Origin of the sequence: Latilactobacillus fuchuensis, from assembly GCF_900258455.1 — a bacterium.
In the GTDB taxonomy this organism is placed as follows: Bacteria; Bacillota; Bacilli; order Lactobacillales; family Lactobacillaceae; genus Latilactobacillus; species Latilactobacillus fuchuensis.
The window spans coordinates 470,157-490,834 of sequence record NZ_LT984417.1 but is presented as its reverse complement, the minus strand read 5'-3'; the positions used below and the strand labels follow the sequence as shown (position 1 = coordinate 490,834).

Annotated in this window: 15 protein-coding genes; 2 read left to right on the top strand and 13 right to left on the bottom strand. The window is 41.7% G+C overall.

The annotated features are described in order from the left end of the window. Window positions 1-253: 253 nt before the first annotated feature. The 4 genes from LFUMFP_RS02225 to LFUMFP_RS02210 form a co-directional block, all read right to left on the bottom strand. A complete protein-coding gene (locus tag LFUMFP_RS02225; protein WP_106482992.1) occupies window positions 254-1,621 on the bottom strand; it encodes a UDP-N-acetylmuramoyl-tripeptide--D-alanyl-D-alanine ligase in 1,368 nt (455 codons plus the stop codon). Window positions 1,622-1,750: 129 nt separating this feature from the next. Then, complete coding sequence (locus tag LFUMFP_RS02220) at window positions 1,751-2,980, bottom strand: DUF3114 domain-containing protein (protein ID WP_106482991.1); 1,230 nt, start codon at window positions 2,978-2,980, stop codon at window positions 1,751-1,753. 518 nt (window positions 2,981-3,498) lie between these two features. Further along, a complete protein-coding gene (htpX, locus tag LFUMFP_RS02215) occupies window positions 3,499-4,392 on the bottom strand; it encodes a zinc metalloprotease HtpX (protein ID WP_106482990.1) in 894 nt (297 codons plus the stop codon). A 13-nt stretch (window positions 4,393-4,405) separates the two neighbouring features. Next, window positions 4,406-4,969, bottom strand: a complete 564-nt coding sequence (locus tag LFUMFP_RS02210) for a LemA family protein (protein ID WP_025083891.1) — start codon at window positions 4,967-4,969, stop codon at window positions 4,406-4,408. Between the two features lie 151 nt (window positions 4,970-5,120). Between LFUMFP_RS02210 and LFUMFP_RS02205 the strand changes: the two genes are divergently transcribed. Both LFUMFP_RS02205 and LFUMFP_RS02200 read left to right on the top strand, forming a co-directional pair. Further along, window positions 5,121-5,864 (top strand): SMI1/KNR4 family protein, encoded by a 744-nt coding sequence (locus LFUMFP_RS02205; protein ID WP_025083890.1) that lies wholly within the window; start codon window positions 5,121-5,123, stop codon window positions 5,862-5,864. A gap of 23 nt (window positions 5,865-5,887) precedes the next feature. Continuing rightward, window positions 5,888-7,129 carry a multidrug efflux MFS transporter gene (locus tag LFUMFP_RS02200; protein ID WP_025083889.1) on the top strand — a complete coding sequence of 414 codons (1,242 nt, stop codon included), beginning with the start codon at window positions 5,888-5,890 and terminating at the stop codon, window positions 7,127-7,129. 171 nt (window positions 7,130-7,300) lie between these two features. On the opposite strand, the gene LFUMFP_RS02195 is transcribed toward LFUMFP_RS02200, so the two are convergent. The 9 genes from LFUMFP_RS02195 to LFUMFP_RS10030 all read right to left on the bottom strand — a co-directional run bounded on the left by LFUMFP_RS02195 (window position 7,301) and on the right by LFUMFP_RS10030 (window position 20,669). Next, window positions 7,301-7,879: a DUF2238 domain-containing protein gene (locus tag LFUMFP_RS02195; RefSeq protein ID WP_233210615.1), complete on the bottom strand. Its 579-nt coding sequence runs from the start codon at window positions 7,877-7,879 to the stop codon at window positions 7,301-7,303. 6 nt (window positions 7,880-7,885) lie between these two features. After that, window positions 7,886-8,521, bottom strand: coding sequence for a TMEM175 family protein (locus tag LFUMFP_RS02190; protein ID WP_106482989.1), 636 nt, complete (start codon window positions 8,519-8,521; stop codon window positions 7,886-7,888). Between the two features lie 62 nt (window positions 8,522-8,583). Then, window positions 8,584-8,847 carry a type B 50S ribosomal protein L31 gene (locus LFUMFP_RS02185; RefSeq protein WP_025083858.1) on the bottom strand — a complete coding sequence of 88 codons (264 nt, stop codon included), beginning with the start codon at window positions 8,845-8,847 and terminating at the stop codon, window positions 8,584-8,586. Window positions 8,848-8,997: 150 nt separating this feature from the next. Then, entirely contained in the window at window positions 8,998-10,257 is a 1,260-nt protein-coding gene (locus LFUMFP_RS02180) for a UDP-N-acetylglucosamine 1-carboxyvinyltransferase (protein ID WP_025083857.1), read from the bottom strand. 919 nt (window positions 10,258-11,176) lie between these two features. Beyond that, on the bottom strand, window positions 11,177-12,769 hold the full coding sequence (locus LFUMFP_RS02175; RefSeq protein ID WP_025083856.1) for a CTP synthase: 1,593 nt from the start codon (window positions 12,767-12,769) through the stop codon (window positions 11,177-11,179). A gap of 201 nt (window positions 12,770-12,970) precedes the next feature. Beyond that, window positions 12,971-13,579 (bottom strand): DNA-directed RNA polymerase subunit delta, encoded by a 609-nt coding sequence (rpoE, locus tag LFUMFP_RS02170; protein WP_025083855.1) that lies wholly within the window; start codon window positions 13,577-13,579, stop codon window positions 12,971-12,973. 43 nt (window positions 13,580-13,622) lie between these two features. Further along, window positions 13,623-14,063, bottom strand: a complete 441-nt coding sequence (locus tag LFUMFP_RS02165; RefSeq protein WP_025083854.1) for a YwiB family protein — start codon at window positions 14,061-14,063, stop codon at window positions 13,623-13,625. A gap of 156 nt (window positions 14,064-14,219) precedes the next feature. Then, entirely contained in the window at window positions 14,220-19,724 is a 5,505-nt protein-coding gene (locus tag LFUMFP_RS02160; RefSeq protein ID WP_106482988.1) for an isopeptide-forming domain-containing fimbrial protein, read from the bottom strand. 90 nt (window positions 19,725-19,814) lie between these two features. After that, a complete protein-coding gene (locus LFUMFP_RS10030; RefSeq protein WP_025083849.1) occupies window positions 19,815-20,669 on the bottom strand; it encodes an L-type lectin-domain containing protein in 855 nt (284 codons plus the stop codon). Window positions 20,670-20,678: the final 9 nt, after the last annotated feature.

The following is a 20,678-nucleotide window of genomic DNA, read 5'->3' as shown; positions in this document are numbered from 1 at the left end:
CTCCTTGTTTTGTAAAAAACATCCCAATTACAAAACAGGTCCACTTTATCAGCTACACCATTTTCAAAAATCTGTCTTGTAATATAATTGTTTTCAAAAGCCTTTTTCATTAAAAAAGCTCCTTAATAGCTTATCACGCTCGCCGTTAATTAGCAAACGCAATTAATACTTATTTTAACACAAATTTGCGTTAAAACCCGATTAGACAGAAAAAACAGCTGAAAACTTATTTTCAAACTGTTTTTTTATGTCATTATTCAGTTAAAGCCGTCACCACTTGTTCTAAATGTAATCCGTGACTCGCTTTTAAAACGACTAAATCGGCCGGTTGCACGTCGGTTAACAACGCTTCAATTAGTTCCGATTGTTGGCTCTTTTCAAAATAATGCAATTGCGCTGGGGCATACGTCGTCATCAATTTTTCGTAGAGTGGTCGAATCTCATCCCCATACAGATAAACCGTTTGGATTTCTGTGGGATTTAAAACGGTCGCTAAACTTTCATGCAGCTTTTTGCTGGCGGTTCCTAGTTCTAACATATCGCCTAAAACAGCGACCCGTTTCCCCTGCGTTTCAAAATGGCTGAAGTTATGTAACACTTCTTTAGCCGCCGTCGGGTTAGAATTGTAAACATCGCTCAACAGCCGTTCACCTTTAGTCCCAACTAACCATTCCGTTCGATTCCGGGTAACTTCAAATTTAGCCAATGATTTTTGCATCGTTTCCGGTTTAATGTGGAAACGTTGACCGATCAAAAGCGCAATTAACGCATTGTTGACGTTATAGGCCCCCATCATCGGAATTTCAAACGTCATTTCTGGCCATTCGTTTAATTTAAAAGTCGTACTCGTTTCGCCCGCACGCACTTGGAGCGGATAAAGCGTGTTGGTGGTCGAACCGCCAAACGTTTCGATGTCCAAATCGCCCACCCGTTCGTTCAAAAGTGGTTCGTCCCCATCATAAATTAACAACCCGTCTTCATTTAAGAAATCGGTGATTTCCATCTTGGCATCGGCAATTTTATCCCGCGTTTTGAAAAACTCGATATGCGCTTCGCCAATCATCGTAATGGCGGTCACATCGGGCATCACAATTTCACTTAAGGCGTGCAATTGTCCTGGCCGGTCCATCCCCATTTCAACGACTAGAATTTCAGTATTGGCTTCCATCGATAAAATCGTTTGTGGGACCCCAATTTCATTATTAAAATTGGCTTGCGTTTTATGAATATTATATTGGCTCCCTAAAACAGCAGCGGTCATATCCTTAGTAGTCGTTTTACCATTGCTCCCGGTAATCGCCACCACTTTCGGATTAATTTTACGTAAATAATGCATCGCTAATTGTTGATAGGCGATCAGCGGATCTTTAACCACCAAGATTGGAAAATCGGTCGGTTGATTCGCATGATCACTTGCCCAGAAAGTCGCAACTGCGCCATTGGCTTGCGCCTGTTCTATAAAATCATGTCCATCCCGATTACCGGCTAAAGGCACAAATAAAGCCCCTGGTCGTAATTCACGAGCATCAAACGCCACACTAGTCACTTCTAATGTTTGCCATTGTTCAGTTTCATTGATCGCGCCGGTCACTCGTGCAATTTCACCCAATTGCATTTTCATATATCGATAGCTCCTATTAATTAAGGTCCTAGTAACGGGCCATTTTTTATCAGTGCTTAATTGACTAAGCCATATTGTACCATAAAAACGTTCGGAGTACTTTAGACAGCAGATAAGTTTTGAATCCGCTTAATAGTGCACCGAATAACCATCGGGCTCAATATCTTTATTTTGATAAATGGCTTTTGAGGGGCTCCGCCATGCGTTAAATGTTTCTTGTCGCAATAGATGATCATAGCGTTTCGGTGGCCAACTATCCAATTGAACATGGGTTTGATCATTTTGATGTGCATAGTTAAACGAAGCCCCATTCAATAATTGCCGACATTGCGCGTCCGTCAACTGATAGTCATCCGGATTACTGATGACTAACTCGTCGGCCGATTGTTTCAAAACCGACCATTGACTGATAAACTGGCCGTGTTCATCGATTAGCCATTCACTATGAAAATCCGGTGTCAGCCGTTTACGATTCGGAAAATCATTGGGCATCGGTTGGCCAATCCGATACTTATTGTGAAACCGCGCCGGTTCACGACGTAACCAATACTGCGGGTTCGCTTGTTGCCGATTCGCGACAAATTGGGCCAAAGCTTGTTCGTCTGTTTGACCGTTCTTTTGCCAGAAACGACGCATATATTGCTCGTTTTGGCGATCCAGATACAGCCTAAACTGATGTAATCGTTGATCCGTTAAGGGTCGCTGCCGAAACGCTAATTGAACACTTTTGGCAAATAACGTTAAAAACGGCGCATCTGGTGGCATCGCCGGATCAATTCGAAATTGCCGACTCCGTAATTGTAAAAACTGATGACTGTCTAATTGTGCTTCCAGTTGATTCAACACTAAATTAGCTTTTTGCCAATTGATAACACGATTCGTGGTTTGTCGCCCATATGCTTGATATAACCGCGTATAGAGCGGCGACCCAATCCGATGTAACTCACTATTATTTTTCCGATATTGTTGCGCCGTTAAAGGACGTTGCTTAATATATTTGGCGTAAGCGCGTAAACTAGCCAGATCCCAATTAGCTTGTTCAAGCTGGTTAAAATGGGCGACTAATTGCGGCTCATTTTGAATTTGATACCGACTGGCGGTGGTCTGTTGCCAGATTAACTGTAGTTTTTTAACCCCAGCTGGTTGCTGACTCAATGCCTGAATGATTCCGCTTTGCAAAGTGTTTCGTTGGTCCGTCGATAACGTCAAGTAATTGTCTTGATCGTAGGCCAATAGTAGTTGACCGCGAACAATGGCTAACAGCTCTTCCAATCCGGCCATTGGTTGTTGCGCTGGTGGCTGCAATAGACTGATTAACTCACTTTGTAAAATGGTTAAGTCGCGGACTTTCTGTCGCATGTTAGTCACCACCCTTTCAGTTCAATTATACGAAATTAACCGAGAAAAGCCAAAAAATCGCCAGTTATCTTAACGGTCAAGATAACTGGAGATTTGCGGATGATGCTCAGAACCTACCGTGTGCATCAGCACTCACTCATTTAACGTGCTTTTGGATTACAATAATTTCCGCTTAACCTAAAATACCAATCATCTTCAGTTCAAGATAATTGGTATTTTCTGTTAATGCTCAATTGCTAAACGTAATCCAACGCACTCATTTGCTTTAACGCGCTTCTGCACACAGGCCCTTGTGCTTAGCTACGTCTGGCAAACAAAGTCTATAACCCAGACTTTATTCACCAGACTAGGCTAATGCTCAGAACCTACCGTGTGCATCAGCACTCACTCATTTAACGTGCTTCTCAGCCAAATTCTTCCGTCTAGCTACAAATAGCGAATCATGACTAAAATCAGTCATAATTCGCTATTTTAGGCTATACTCAGAATTTAACCGGCTGAGTCAGCACTCACTCATTTTACATTGCTCTTAGTTTTGCTACTCGGTCTTCGATTGGTGGATGGCTGTCGAATAGATGCGAGGCCTTCCCTTTGAACGGATCTGAGATGTAGAGTGCCGAACTTGATGGATCGGCCGCTTGCATCGGTTCGCTCTCCGAAATTTTCAACAACGCATTGATTAGCCCTTCAGGATTGCGAGTTAGCTCAACCCCTGACGCATCCGCTAAATATTCGCGGTTTCGTGACAACGCCATCTGTGCTAAGCTGGCAGCCAATGGGCCCAAAATCATGAGTAAGATTGAAAAAACCATCGCAATGACATTACTACCGCCATTATCGCGATCATCATCCCGGTCACGACCTGCGCCGCCCCACCAGAAGAAGTTATTCCCGATATTCACCAAAATCGAAATCACCGCCGATAGCGCCAAGGCAATCGTTGATAGTCGAATATCATAGTTACGAATATGTGACACTTCATGCGCAATGACGCCTTCTAATTCTTCACGATTCAATCGTTGCATAATCCCACTGGTCACAGCGACTGCTGCGTGTTGCGGATCATTGCCGGTTGCAAAAGCGTTGGGGCTGTCATCTTCAACGATAAAAACCCGTGGCATCGGAATTTGACCGACCATCGCCATATCTTCAACGATGTGCCATAAATCCGGATACTGATTCGCGTCTTTGATTTCAACAGCGTGGTTCATTTGCATAACAACATTTGTCGAATTACTAATCATGATTAAAATATAGACAATGGCTAGTACTGCCGCCAGGGTCACGCCGGTTAGCATATTATTCATAAACAGATACCCAATCGCGCCCCCGATTGCTAATACTAATGCGAAAAAACCGATTAAAACGTAAACTGTTTTGCGTTTATTTTGTGCAATTTGTTCATATAACATTTTTAATCACACTCTAATCGAATGAAACTTTAGGAACCGCTTTTTCTTCAGTTGGTGTTTCTAAGTAAGCCACTTTTTGGAAATTATGGGCACCAGCTAAAACGTTCCCGGGGAAAGTTTCAATTTTGTTATTAAAACGCGTTGCACTTGAATTAAACAATTGACGGGCATACGCAATTTTATTTTCGGTATTCGTTAATTCTTCCATCAATTTGCCAAATTCAGCGTTAGCTTTTAAATCAGGATAACTTTCAGATAACGCAAAAATACTCTTCAACGAATCCGTTAATTGGTTCGATACCGCCATCGTTTCTTGACGATTATCAGCTGGCATCTCGACCAATTGATTCCGCATTTTGATAACCTTTTCTAATGTTTCCTGTTCATGTTTGGCGTAACCCTTAACCGTCGATAGTAAATTCGGAATTAAATCATTGCGCCGTTTTAATTGCACATCAATTTGGCTCCAAGCTTCTTCCGTCCAGTTACGACTTTTAACCATGCCATTATAGGTACTGATATAAAAGCCAGCCGCACCGACCGCTAATAAAATTACAATTACAATTAACCACAGCATCATACATTCCTCTTTTCTTAGATATTGTCTTCATAGTATCAGACTCCGCACGACAAATAAAGAACTGTTAATTAATTTTACAAAAATTCAAAAGATGTCCGAAGCATGTTAAACTAACAGTAATACCAATCCACTTAGGAGGTCTCTTTCAATGTTTACGATTCATCCTCAAATTGCGGATAGCGGCCTCACAGACCCACGCTTCATTCACCCCAACGCCAAATTACCCGCAAGTTACGTCACGCTGTGTCAACAAACCAACGGTGGCTTTCTACAACGTTTCCGGTTACCAACCAGTGAACCAACTAGCGACGGCTTAGACCACGTTGAATGCCACTACATCGCTGGTCTTGCGACTGAGCACCAATCGGTCATTGATTGTTCAGACTTTCCCGCTTATTTAATCCCGTTTAGCCAACATCAAACCCAATACTTCGCGTTTGATTATCAACAGAATCCGACTAATCCGAGCATTCGCTACATTGATACGGAAGTCGATCAATGGTTAACCGTTGCCGACTCATTTGAAATTTTTCTCGCACAGTTAGGTACCAAAGCGATTGATCTATCCGGAATTGACGAATTTCCGTTAACCCCTTTACAACGAAACCACTACTTATTAGTGGCACAACCCAGCGAATTGACCACTTTACTGGAACACTATGAAAGTGATAGTCCTAAAGATTGGTTTTTAAGTTGGCTCCAATTTTTCGTCCAACATGGCACATTAGCGCAACAAAAATGTGCACTAGCTGCTTTCAATACCCAACAGCTCTACTTTAGACGCCAATTACCACCAACACTCGCTACCGATTTACAGCACGCTTTCAAGCAGTTACCCGCATTAGCAACCCTGTACGACCAATACGCGGCTAAATGGTCGTTCACTTATTAAAATAGAATCGAGATGACCTTTGTATGTTGGCAAACATTCGTCAACGCCTATTCAGACGACGTGAACAATGGGAACAAAATTTAATCGTCCTGTGGTTTGGCAACTTCATGGCCGGTGTTGCTTTTAGTTTAATCATGCCGTTCATGTCACTCTACATCGACACACTCGGCGATTTCACGAAAGCCGAATTAGGGCTTTGGAGTGGTTTAACCTACGCGATTACTTTCCTAGTGACCGCCTTAATCTCACCTTGGTGGGGTAAAATTGCCGATCGACGCGGCCGTAAACTCATGTTACTGCGCGCCTCACTTGGCATGGCCGTGGTCTTAGGCGCGATGGGCCTCGTCCAAAACGTCTACGAATTAATTGCACTGCGGATGTTGCAAGGTGTCTTTTCCGGTTACATCAGTAATTCAAACGCCTTAATCGCAACCTCCGCACCTAAAGCCAAAAGCGGCCAAGCGTTAGGTACCTTAACTACGGGGAGTGTTTCCGGAACGTTATTAGGCCCCTTACTTGGCGGGATTATCGCCGAAGCGACCGGTTATCGAACGACTTTCTTTATTACCGGTACGATTCTAATGATCGTCTTCTTCCTGTGTTTAGCCTTTGTTCACGAAGAATTTACGCCGATTGCTAAAGGCGACCAAGTGCCTGGTAAACAACTATTGCAAGAATTGAAATATCCACACCTGATTATCGGGATGTTTGTCACCACCATGATTATTCAAGCCTCCAACAATTCAATCAGTCCGCTACTAAGTCTGTACGTCCGCGAATTGATGCATCACGGTCACAATGTGGCTTTAATCAGTGGGGTTATCGCCGCCATTCCGGGGATTGCCACCCTGGTGGCGGCCCCCCGCTTTGGTGCATTAGGCGATCGAATCGGCTCCGAAAAGATTTTGATTGCCGGCTTAATCTTTGCAGTTTTCGTCTATATTCCCCAAGCGTTTGTTCAAAACGTTTGGCAACTCGGTGGTTTACGATTACTGGTCGGAATTGCCGATGCCGCTTTGATTCCCCAAGTCCAAACGATCCTTGCTAAATACTCACCCCATCAATCGGCCGGTCGTATTTTTAGCTACAATCAATCCTTCCAAGCGATGGGCAACGTCGCCGGCCCCTTAATCGGTTCCAGTGTTTCCGGCCTCTTTGGTTATAGCGGCATCTTTATTTCAACCACCGTTTTAATCATCGTCAACCTATTCTGGGTCAACCAAAATACCAAAGTCTTACGCGATCAACGCAAACAAAAAGCTTAGCCCAAATGGACTAAGCTTTTTTGATTGATTTAATATAGGTTAATCCTCAAAGCCTGACCAACTCAATCAGCACTTATTTTTTTGTGAATCTCAACTTATCTAACCAATCGCGGTTATATTTAATACAGTAATAACCGATGACAGAAATCAGTAACGAGCCGAGGACGTCGGCTAATAAATCGCCATGGTATCGACTAAGGCTGCTTGGCCCTGTAATAGTTTGCCACCGACCATGAAACGTTGCATGTTGAGTCCTAAGAAGTGGTCACCCGTAAACTCATAGAATTCCCACAAAATACCAACCGTACTCCCAAACGTTAATGAAAAGAGGCTCATCAATAAGGCCGACATCGTTTGGCGTTGTTGTTTAGAAATCAAGATATTAAAGATCGTATAGCCCAGTCCAGCTAGTAGTCCGGCACTTAAAACGTGCAGAAACTTATCCCAATAGATGAACCGACTATAGAAATGAAGTCCGGTCCCCAACAGAATTGAACAGTAGACAAAGGCTAGATAAACGGCGTATAAAATTTCTGGGAACCGATACGGCATGAATCGTTCAATCAAAATCGGTAACGTCGCAATGATTAAGCCAGCGACCACTTGTAAAATCGCAAAGGCTAAACCAGCATTTTCAGTCGGCCGATTAATCAATTGTTCTAAGTAAAAAATAATATAAATGAGTTGACTACCCATCGTGAATAAATAGACCCAATCAACCCATCTTAACGTTCTTTTTTGTTTGACCATCTTGCATCATCCCTTCTTAATCAACCCGTACTGCTCAATTCCTTGGCTTAATCGCAAATACGCAATAAAATGAAAAACGTTCCCCGCAATTATTAAAACAGCACCTAACCACGGATTAATTTGAATCCCTACCAAGGCCACTAAGTAAATCGTAACACTTTTTAACGGATCATTCTTTGTTCGTTGATAAAACCGTTCATGATTCTGATCATAGCCAGTCAATTCGTGGTGTTGCGCCATAAAACGGTAAAGTACCCAAAACATCGCGGATATCAACAAGGCGACTAACGCGTAATATGAAAAGGCAAATTGCATATCGTTGCGTTGTTGCTGCGCGATTGACTCTGCTAACAAACTGGTTGGATAATTAATCAACGTCACCGTGAATAGAATCACTAAATTTAAAACATTCAATTGCCAGTTTGTTTCCTTTATTTTCGCAAAATAATCATGATGAAACAACCATAAGGTCCCCACGTAGAAAAAAGACAAGCCGTAAGCAACCAATATCGGCCATTGGTTTAAAACCGCCTGGGCTAAATGACCGTCTCGATAGGCCGGCAACTTAAAATCTAAGACTAGTAACGTCAATAAGATTGAGAAAACACCATCACTAAAAGCTTGTAATCGACCGATTTTCATCGTATTCCTCCTTAAAAATGCGTAAAAAAAAACCAAGGAATTGATCCCTGATTTCAAAATAATTATTTGGCAGCGTTTTGATCTGCAAAACCATATTTTTTGTTGAAACGATCGACACGGCCATCTGCTTGAGTAAACTTTTGTTTACCAGTGTAGAATGGATGTGAATCTGATGAAATTTCAACACGGATTAATGGATATGTGTTACCGTCTTCCCATTCAACAGTTTCAGCTGAGTTTGCAGTTGAACCTGAGATGAATTTGAAACCAGTAGATGAATCCATAAAGATAACTTTGTGATAATCTGGATGAATACCTTTTTTCATGTCTTTTCCGCTCCTTTTTGCTAAAGTTAGTCACATCCGAAGATGCTTAACTTAAGTTTTGCCCTGAGATATTTGCTATGTCAGAGATATTTGTTTACATAACCATTAAATATTAGCATGAATCCGCCTAAAAAACAATAGGCCAATCATTTATTCTTCAATCATTTTAACGACGGCCCCGAGACCGGTTAACTTCTCAACCACCCGATCATAGCCCCGTAAAATATTACTAGCATTGTTAATCGTCGTAACACCGCTGGCCATTAAGCCGGCAATCATCAGACAAGCGCCCCCGCGAATTTCATCCGCAGAAACTTCAGCGCCTTGTAGTTGATCCGCATGATGCAACATAATCACATCATTTTCGATTGAAATGTCAGCCCCCATCCGAATCAGTTCGGGCACGTGACGCGTCCGTTTCGGATACAACGTATCGACGACAATGCCTTCACCTTGTGCTTTTAATAAAAGTGGCGTTAAAGGTTGTTGTAAATCAGTCGCAAAACCGGGATATGGCATTGTTTTCACTTGTACCATTTTTAAATTCGGCGATGGATAAACGAAGATGCTATCTTCTTTAACATCCATCTTAACGCCGATTTCTTCCAACTTTGCTAAATAGGCATCCATGTGTTCGCTGATGATGTTCTTAACGTTGACGCCATCACCAATCGCTGCGGCCATGCTTAAGTAAGTCCCCGCCTCAATCCGATCCGGAATAATCGTGTGCGTCGTATGACCATAGAGGTGCGCGACCCCTTCGATTCGAATCGTATCGGTTCCTGCGCCACGGACTTTAGCGCCCATATTATTCAGGAAGGTTGCAATGTCCACAATTTCAGGTTCACGCGCCGCATTTTCAATGATCGTTTGACCTTCAGCTCGGACTGCAGCTAACAACAAATTGATTGTCGCACCAACCGATGCCATATCAAGATAGATTTTAGCCCCATGCAAGCCCTCTGGTGCGTTAATTTCAATCGCACCATGATTATTCGACACAACTGCTCCCAACGCTTCAAAGCCTTTAATATGTTGATCAATTGGTCGTGGACCAATATCATCCCCACCGGGTAAACCAACCACTGCTTTACCAAAACGCCCTAATAAAGCGCCCATAAAGTAGTATGATGCCCGTAAACTTTGAATTTTGCCACTTGGTAATGGCGTTGAAATAATCGCCGTTGGATCGATTTCGACCGTATCACCGACAAACGTCGATGTCACGTGCATATCATCTAAAATTGATAGTAAACTGTTCACATCTTTAATGTGGGGAACACTGTCTAACACAACTTTTGATTCTGCCAGAATAGCAGCAGGAATAATGGCAACGGTACTATTTTTAGCACCACCGATTGTCACTTCTCCGGATAAAAGATTACCGCCTTGAATTAACATTTTTTTCATTTTTTAATTTCCCCGTTCAATTCATAACAAAAGAGCTAGCTTTAATGACTGTCTAATAATTGGGCAATCGACAAGCGGGCTTTTGACTTTTTCCAAATTTATTTTAATAGTTAGTTAACAGTGTGCACTTTCAAAAATTGTTTTTTATTCTGAAATAGTCACACATATATAATAATAATTAATTAATCAGTAAATTACAAGATAATCCCGCACTTTTACTGAAAACATTCGGTATAAATCATTAAACAAAAGGCCAACTAATAATTTGGTTAGAAAATAAGCCTAAAAGAACAATTTTCCGCTAATCCAAAAGGACTCTAATCTAAAAAACAACGCCTAATGACTAGAAATCATCAGCAGGCGTTGTTTTTAGGTTATACTCAGAAGCTAACCAACTGAGCTAGTACTCTAATTCAAAACATGCTTGCACTCACAATTTCTTGTGCTTAGCTACGTTTCGCAAACAAAGCCCCAAATACGGGCTTTATTCACAAAACTAGGCTAATGCTCAGAAATTACACGTGAGTTCCAGCACTCTGATCTAAAACGTGCTTCTCAAGTAGCCTTTTCCGGTTAACTACAAAACAGGAATCATGAGCAGGAAACCACTCATAATTCCTGTTTTTAGGTTAATCCTCAAAGCCTAACCAACTTGAGTCAGCACTCTCTTCTAAAACGTGCTCCTCAAGCAATCTTCTCCGCCTAACTACAAAATGCCAATCATGGTTAAGTTCAACCATAATTGACATTTTTAGGTTATGCTCGAAGATTAACTACTTAAGTCAGCACTCTCTTCTAAAACGTGCTATCTCAGCTAACTTCTTCCGTCTAGCTACAAATAAAAGCGGGTGACCAAAATTCAGGCCACCCGCTTTTATTTTAGGCTATACTCAGAAGCTAAACAGCTGAGCTAGCACTCTTAAATTGTTGCTCCTATGAATGCCTTGAATAGGCCTTCTGGTTTGTTTGGTCTTGATAAGAATTCTGGATGGTATTGCGCTGCCACGAAGAATTTATTTTCTGGAATTTCAATGACTTCGACTAAACGATTGTCAGGTGATGTCCCAGCAAAAACTAAACCTTTATCCGTTAACAAATCGCGATATTCGTTGTTAAATTCATAACGATGACGATGACGTTGTTGGATGACACTTTGGTTATCATAGGCATCAGCCGTCTTCGTACCTGGTTTTAATTTACATGGATACAAACCAAGACGTTGCGTACCGCCCATATTTTCAACATCAATTTGATCAGACATGATATCGATTAATTTATGTTTTGCATCTGGATGCACTTCGCCAGTCGTTGCATCGGTAATTCCAGCAACGTTCCGGGCGAATTCAATGCTAGCCATTTGCATCCCTAAACAGATACCAAGGAATGGCACGTTATTTTCACGGGCATATTGAATGGATACAATCATGCCTTCAAGGCCGCGATCACCGAAACCACCAGGGACAATCACACCATCAAAACCAGCTAATTTTTCAGCAACGTTTTCTTTAGTGATGTCTTCTGATTGAACAGGTGTGACTTTAACGTCCGTATTATAGACGTAACCAGCAGAACGCAAGGCTTCATTCACTGAGATATAAGCATCTTGCAATTCGATATACTTACCAACCAACGCAATCTTCTTCGTGCCTTCAAGATTCTTAATGGTATGGAGCATATCAGCCCATTCAGTCATGTCAGCAGCCGGTGCCGTCATCTTGAAATGGTTCAAGACAAAATCATCTAAGCCCTGTTTTTGTAATAATAATGGAATATCGTAAATTGATTCCGCATCGCGTGATTCAACGACTGCTTCTGGTTCAACATCACAGAATTGGGCAATTTTATTACGCATACTATCTGGAATTTCTTTTTCAGTCCGGCAAACTAAAACGTTCGGTTGAATGCCGATACTCCGTAATTCTTTAACACTATGTTGCGTTGGTTTAGTCTTCATTTCACCAGCGGCCTTTAAGTAAGGGACTAGTGTCGTATGAATATAGATACAATTTTCAGCGCCAACATCCGCCTTCATTTGACGAAGTGCTTCTAAGAATGGGAGTGATTCGATATCACCAACCGTCCCACCAATTTCAGTAATCACGATATCTGAATCAGTGGTCGTTGCTGCGCGCATGATTTTTTCTTTAATCATGTTTGTGATGTGTGGAATGACTTGAACAGTTGCACCCAAGTATTCGCCTTTACGTTCTTTGTGTAAAACTTCTGAATAAATTTTACCCGTCGTCACGTTTGAATATTTATTTAAGTTGTTGTCGATAAAACGTTCGTAATGGCCAAGGTCTAAATCTGTTTCAGTACCATCATCTGTTACAAAAACTTCCCCATGTTGATAAGGACTCATTGTACCGGGATCCACGTTGATGTATGGATCAAATTTTTGAATCGTGACCTTCAAGCCCCGATTCTTTAACAAACGACCAAGTGAAGCCGCAACAATCCCTTTACCGAGCGAAGAAACAACGCCACCTGTGACAAAAACATATTTGGTCATATAAATATTCTCCTTTTCTTATTAGCCTACGCTAATTCTAAATACTTGGGAAACAACAAAAAATAAAAACAAGCTCCCCATTCAAAAATGAATAGGGGAGCTTGTTAACCGATTCTGGCTTCACACAAAGTGCGAAGCGCCCAAAGAATATGATACAAGAAAGGTCTTTTATCGTCAAGTGAAAATTACACCAATTTCAGATTAAAGATCGTCTTCGTCGTCATCTTCTTCGTCATCATCGTCATCGCTAAATTCAGATAATTGTCCTTCGATGCCGTCTTCTAATGCGTCAACTTCTTCATCATCGTCGTCATCCCCGATATTTTGTAAATCAGCTTGATATTCTTTCAAGTTTTCACCTGATTCATCATCCGCTAATTCAGTATCATCAGATGCCTCTAAATCGTCGTCTTCTGGATCGTCATCACTGTAATCAATGACATCGTCATCATCAGTGACGTCTGCCAAGAAGGCATTAACCTTTTTACGACGTTTTTTCTTATTAGTTGGTTGATCATCTTCATCTTCTGGATGGTTAACTTCTTCATCAACAGATTCATATGGGTACCATGAACGAAGGCCCCAAACGTTTTCACCTAAAGAAATGAAACTACCATCTTCGTTTAAATCTGTATAAAATTGTGATAAGCGTGCACGCACTTCTTCATCACTTTTACCTAAATATTTTTGAACTTCATTCGCTAAATCAGCAAATCCGATTGTGTCGCCTTTTTCTTCTAGGATTGCATGTGCGACTTCGATCATTGATAGTTCTTCTTTATTTTGGCCTTTAAAAACGTTTAATTTCAACCGGTACACGTCCTTTCAACAGTCTATCCTTAATCATACTAGCTTATGCGGTAAAAATCAATCGTAATTTATAATCGCCAACCACCTGTTGGCTGATTTCTAATTGATATTGCACCACCAGTTCACCGCTCAATGGTTGATCCTTAATCGTCCAAACTAACTGATTGGTTGTCGTGACGACTGGCAATTTGCCATATTGGGTTTGATAGACCGACGCCATCTGTTCTGCTTCTTTAAAATAAAGCAGTAGTTGCGTCTCGTCTTTACTCGCCCCGCGCGTTAGTTGGACGCGACCCGTTGCATCAATTTTAAAGCGCACGGCTATCGCTTGTTGATCAACGTGTTCAATATAACGAATGTATAAGCTATCGCCCATTTTAACGAGTTGACCGTCTTCATCAAAACTGTGCGATTCAACTTGTCCCTCTTGGGTAATCTGGGTTTCTAAATGAACCTTAATCGGTAGACTACTTTTTTCTGTCATCTTCAATAAACTCCTCTAAAAGATTGCTTGTTTCCTATTATAAGCGATTCAAGTCAAAGTCACCACCGACAAATCCAAAAATGGGCTATCCTTAAATTTCGGATAGCCCATTTTCTAAATTGATAACCGCGTTATATTACAGTTTCAATTTAATCACTATTGACGTTTCCGCCGTTGAAGCACTTGATACCCTAATACACCCGCGATTAAAATTAACCCAATCGCGACAGCTAAACCAGCTTTAGCAACCCCAGTTTGTGGTAAAAGACCACCGACTTTAGAATTGTTTGTATTCTGATTGCCAGGTTGTGTGGTATCCGGTGTACTTGGTGTCACCGGAACACTTGGTATTGCTTCAACAAAAACATCTGCTCGATCTTGATAACTCGTTTGATACCCAGTATCATCTTGCCCATTTAATTTAGCAATATTAATAATATTACCGCTAGTTGCAACCTTAGTTGTCTTAACCATGAACGTAATGGTATGGGTTTGACCACCCTTCAAATTACCGAGATTAACCGCTAATTGATTGCCTTGCCAAATTTGACGATCCGTTTGACTTTGACCATCAATTTCAGTTGAGTTTGGCACATAAGCCACTTCACTTGGTAACGTGTCTTTGACTTGTGCTTCAAACCATTGACCCGCACCCGTAGCATTATTAACCGTCAATGTGTATTTGAATTGGTCACCAACCTGCGTTTTAACCACGTTAGCTTCTTTCGTAATACTTGGTTGTGGTTGCGCGTGATTATCGGTTGTCACTTCAGTCGATGGCCCGTCTGGATCGCCAGGCGTGTTCCCACCAACCGTTGCAACATTTTTCAATGCGGTGCTTGCTTGATCGTTAACCGTCACATCAAAACTAATCGTGACACTTTGTTGTCCGTTCAATTGACCCGCATTAACCTTAATCTGTTGGCCATTAACGTGGCTATCAGCTAAGGCCGTTGGTTGTTGTTGATCAATTTGTTGCGTTAAGCTGCCTGGCACATAGGTCAACCCAGCCACTAATTTATCTTGAATCAACACGTTAGTCACAATACTATCAGCAACCGGATTAGTCGTTTGGATGGTGTAATGTAACTTATCCCCAACCTTAACAACTTTACCTTCTAAATCATTGCCTTGTGCATCACTGACTTGCTTAGTCGCTTCTAGACGACCTGACTTGTAGTCAACTGGGACAGTCACACTCGCCATTGGCGGATTGACCGTTTGATTATTACTATCTTCACCAGTCGCAGTCGATTGATTAACCACTAATTTGTTGTTTGGAATTTGTTTAACCGTTACTTGGAAAGTGATCGTATGGCTGACACCCGGGTTCATATCGCCCAGTTGAACATCCAACATTTCATTTTGCCAAACGGTTGCATCAGCTTGAACTTGACCATCCAGCTTCGTACTATTTGGAACTAATGCTAGATTTTGCGTATCCAATGTATCCTGAACACTCGCATTATGCCAAATACTGCCGGTTGCTTGATTTTTAACATCTAACGTATACGTGAATGTCTGACCCAATTCAGCATGATTGACACTCGCCGTTTTAACTAATGTTGGCGCTGGTTGGGTTGTATTCATCGTTTGATTAGACGTGACCGTCTTGTCCTGCCCTGAAGGTTGTTGGCCTTCGACCGTCGCTTGATTAGGGAGACGACCATCGGCTAATTCATTCACGACAACATCGAATTCAACTTTAACCGTTTCGTTCGTGGTTAATTGACCTAAATTAATCGCCAAATCTTGTCCGGTAAAACTGTTATCGCTTTGCGCTTTTTGATTCACCTTTAAAGAACCTTTTTGATAGGTTAATCCCGCCGTTAATTGATCACGTAAAATGACGTTACTGATTAAACTATCCGCTTGTGGATTTTTAACCGTTAAAACGTAATGTAATTTTTGACCGACTTGGACTTGTTGCCCATCAATGTCAGTTTGGTGTTCATCTTGAACCGCCTTTTTCAACGTTAATTGGCCGTCATGATGTTGAACGGGTACTAAAACTTCAGCATCTTTCGGCGCCACCACTTTACCTTGATCATCCGTCCCCATTGCTTGGGCGACATTCAATAGGTAAGCATTGTCCGGTACCGAAACGACTTTAACTTTGAACGTAATCGTATGACTCTCACCTGATTTCAAAGCAGCCCATTCAACGTGTAACTGATCAGCCGACCAAATACCTTGATCTTTAACTGCCTGACCATCAATTTGCGTTGAATTAGCCACGTAATCCAGTGATTGTGCTAATTGATCATTAACTTGCGCCTTCATCCATTTAGCCGCATCCGCCGCATTCTTAACCTTGATTGTATATTCAAAAGTATCGCCGAGATACGTCTTTTTAACGCTCGCCGTTTTTTCTAACGTTGGGTTGGGTTGAGCGCCATTAATGGTTGGTGGCGTTGTTGTTGGGTCTGTCGGTTTACCCGGCGTTGTCCCGTCAACAAGGGCCACATTTTTCATCCCGGCGCTTGCATTTTCATTCACCGTCACGTCAAATCCAATGGTTGTCGATTCATCACCCTTTAGTGTCCCAGCGTTGACAGTCAATTGTTGACCAGCGACGTTGCTATCAGATAATGGTTTGACTTGATTATTCGTGGTTTGGGTTAACGACCCATTCACATAGGTAAAGCCTTCTTCAAGTAAATCTTTGACTAAAACATTCGTCACAATACTATCTTTAATCGGGTTAGTCACCTTAATATCGAAATGTAACTTATCACCGACTTTAACTTCTTGACCATTGATATTGTTACCTTGCATATCCGTGACCGTCTTAAGTGACTTCAACGCACCGGTTTTATAATCAACCGGTACAATCGCAGTCGCATCATCCGGATTAAGTTCATCGCCCTTACTATCTTGACCATTGGCGGTCGCCGTATTCGTAATGATATGCGAGCCCGGAATCGCGATAACCTTAACCTTGAAAGTCACAGTCACTTTCTGGTTACTCTTTAAATCCCCCAAAGCTAAATGGAACTTACGATTACTGTTGCTCCAAACGGTGGCATCACCAATCGTGACCCCGTCTTTTTTGGTCGAACCTGCTACCAGCTCAACTTGCCCTGGTAATAAATCATTCATTTCAGCGTTTAACCAAGTTGCGGCACCTTTAGCGTTCGCAACCGTTAAGGTGTACGTATATTCATCGCCTAAAGTTGCCATTTTAGTATCAACGGTTTTAGTTAACGTTGGTTTCGCAACGGTTTGATTCGAAGTTGGTGGCGTGGTCGTTGAAGTGCCTGGCCCCTCACCCGTAGCGGTCGCAATATTTTCAATTTTACCGTTAGCTTCATCAGTCACTTTGACATCAAATGCCACTTTAACCGTAATCCAATCGGTCGTTTTATTCGCAATATCACCGACGTTAACGTCTAACTTGTTGTTGGTAAACCCACCCGTTGTCTGGTTGGTAATATCGCCATCATTTGTGCGAGTCACTTTCAACGTACCCGCTTGATAGTCTAGTCCAGCCGGTAATGCATCCGTGACGTGCACAGCCCGGACGATACTCGTTGGAAAATAGTTAGTAACGTTAATTTCATAATGTAAGATATCACCAATTTTGACAACTTTGCCGTTAATATTATTGCCGGCTTGATCAGCAACGGTCTTGTAAGAGAATAAATGACCATTGTTGTATTTAGCGAGGACAATAATTTGGGCATCTTGCGGTTTCACAATTTCGCCAGTCGCATCCTTACCACTCGCGGTCGCCACATTGATAATTTCAGTAGCTTGTTCTTTTGTTTCATCAAGATTAGTGACTTTAACCTTGAATGTAACGGTATGGGTTGCCCCCGCTTGCATGTTCCCGAATTTCGCATTTAAACTGGTCCCAGTCCAAACTTGATTATCCGCAACCGGTTGTCCGTCAATTTGTGTGGACCCAGCCACTAACGAAACTTCAGCTGGTAATGTATCTTTCAAACTAGCATCATGCCAGATACCAGCGTGATCATCATTTTTAAGCGTCAAAGTATACGTATAAGTGCCGCCTAATTCCACATCTTTAACCGATGCTTCTTTGGTTAAAGTTGGTTCAGGATTCGCTTCATTATCCGTATTCGGAGTCGTCGAAGTCGTTGGTACGTCGGTTCCGGGTGTCTTCCCAGTCGAAGTCGCCACGTTCTTCATGCTGCCATCCGCTTCAGCCGTAATCTTGACGTCAAACCCAACCGTTTTTTCTTGTTTGCCTTTTAAATCGCCAATATTGATGGCTAAATTTTGACCGTTAAAATTACTATCACTAGCCGCTTGACCATCCACCGTCAATGAACCAGCTTGGTAACTAAAGCCTTTGACTAAAGTATCCTTGACTAAAATATCGGTCACAATACTATCGGTTACTTTATTGGCAACCTTGATGTCAAAATGAATCACATCGCCAACCTTAACCGTGTGACCATTGATGTTGTTCCCGGCTTGATCAGAAACCGACTTCGTTGACACTAATTCACCAGTTTTATAATCAACGGGGACTTTAACGCTCGCGTCCGGTGGTGTTACCTCATTGCCTGCACCATCTTGACCCGCAGCGCTCGCTGTATTGTTGATAATTTTATCTTTCGGTACATCAATCACGTGCACTTTAAACTGAATCGTTTTCGTTTCACCGGGTTTTAAATCACCCACGTTTAAAGCCAATTGTTCACCTTGCCAAGCCTGACTATCAGCCACCGCTTGACCGGCTAACGTTGTCGTATTCGCAACATGTTGAATATTAACACTATCTAAAGCATCTTTAACAACGACATCGTGCCAAATCCCAGTATTTTGATCATTGCTAACCTTTAAGGTATAGGTATACTCGCTACCCAAAGTTGTTTCTTTAACGTTAACCGACTTCGTTAATTTAGGCTTAACCGGTTGGTAATTTTTTAACGCCAATTTAACGGGTGCTTTTTGATCTTTATCAATCACAATTTTATGTTTCGTTGGATCTTTCGTATAGCCTGGTAAGGCTTGATCTTCTTGCAAATAATAAGTGCCGGCTGGTAAATAGTGTAAGTCGAATTGACCTTGACTATCCGTCGTTAAATTATTCTGATAGACTTTGCCGGTATCATCATAGAGGGAATAGACTACACCTTTAAGCGGTTGTTTAGTGTCCCCATCAATTTTAGTAACTTCTAAATCACCATTCCGCACTTCAGTTGTATTAGAAGGCATTGGGTTGGCGTATTTACTGACTGCCGTCGCGACGTTATCAATCACACCGCTGCCAGCCACTTTAACTTGGAACGTAATCTTTTTCGATGTGCCCGGCTTAACTTTACCTAATTTGATGTAATCATTATCCCACAGACTGTCACTCATCGTTTGACCATCAAATTTCAAAGTCCCTGGAACATACGTCGTTCTCGCATCTAAGACGTCTTCAACTTTGGCATCAATTAAATCTTGTGTATTATTGCTACTATAAAAATAAGACACATTATATTCTAAGATATCACCCGTTTTATAAGTTGTTTCTGAATTATAATCGAGGTCTTTATTCGTAATATTTTTAACTAATTTCCCAGTTTCAACACTGGTTTGATCAGGTAACTTCGTAATTGCGACAGCTTGATTATTACTCTTACCACCAGTTGATCCTGTGAACCCCCAATAAACGTTCGTCCCGTTAAAGAGTGTGTTCAAATCAGCAATATGGTAGCTTTTACTGCCATAACCCGCGATGGAATAATCCAGCGTTTGGGTTTTAGAATTCCATTCTAGATTAACTTTACGCTACTGATTATTCATCAATGGATCGCTAGTCGTTGCTTCAATTAAGTTTTCATGTTTTTCAGCATAGCCTTGCGTCTTTTGAATCGCAATATGTCCGGCGTGTTCCGTATCTTTATTAACATCTAAATCATTAGTCGAACCCGCCGTCCCATTGTAATAAGTATCAAATTCTAGTGCTAACCCATTTTTGATATACTTATCTTCTTCTGTTTTCCGACCATACGCCCCAAGACCAGCACCCATTGCGCCGATTGCATTTAATTGCCGCGGATCATTTTGCATGACAAAAGCAATCCCATCAGCACCGTATAAATCGTTGCCTAAAAACATATACATTTCCATTGAAAAATCTTTTTTCAGGTTGATTGGGTTTTGATACCATAAACCACCCTTTTGATCTTCTTCATCTTCGGTAATCACCGCTTCATTCAAATTGGTGGGATGAATGTAAGAATTATAACCTTGTAAGATATTAAACGTATCACTTAAAACAATATCCGACTTAGGTGGATCTGGCACATCTTCCGGTTTTTGATTCCGGGTCTGTTCATGATCATCTTGACTGCTGTCACTATTAGCCGTTACTGATGATTGTTCACTACTAGAACTGTTTGCGCTCGTCTGACTTTCCGATGACGAACTCATTTTCGTTTTAGCGCTACTTTCAGAAGCACTGGCCTTCTTAGCTTCCGATTGACTAATTGCTTCATTGGCCATCTGCTTCTGTTGCGCTTCAGTTTGTGTTGTTGAAACGGATTGCGCTTGTGCTTGATTACTCCAAACAGATAATGGCACGTTCAAAACCTGAACGGCAATAAAAATCGCCGTTATTAATCGATACGTTAACTTTTTCACTTATAAATC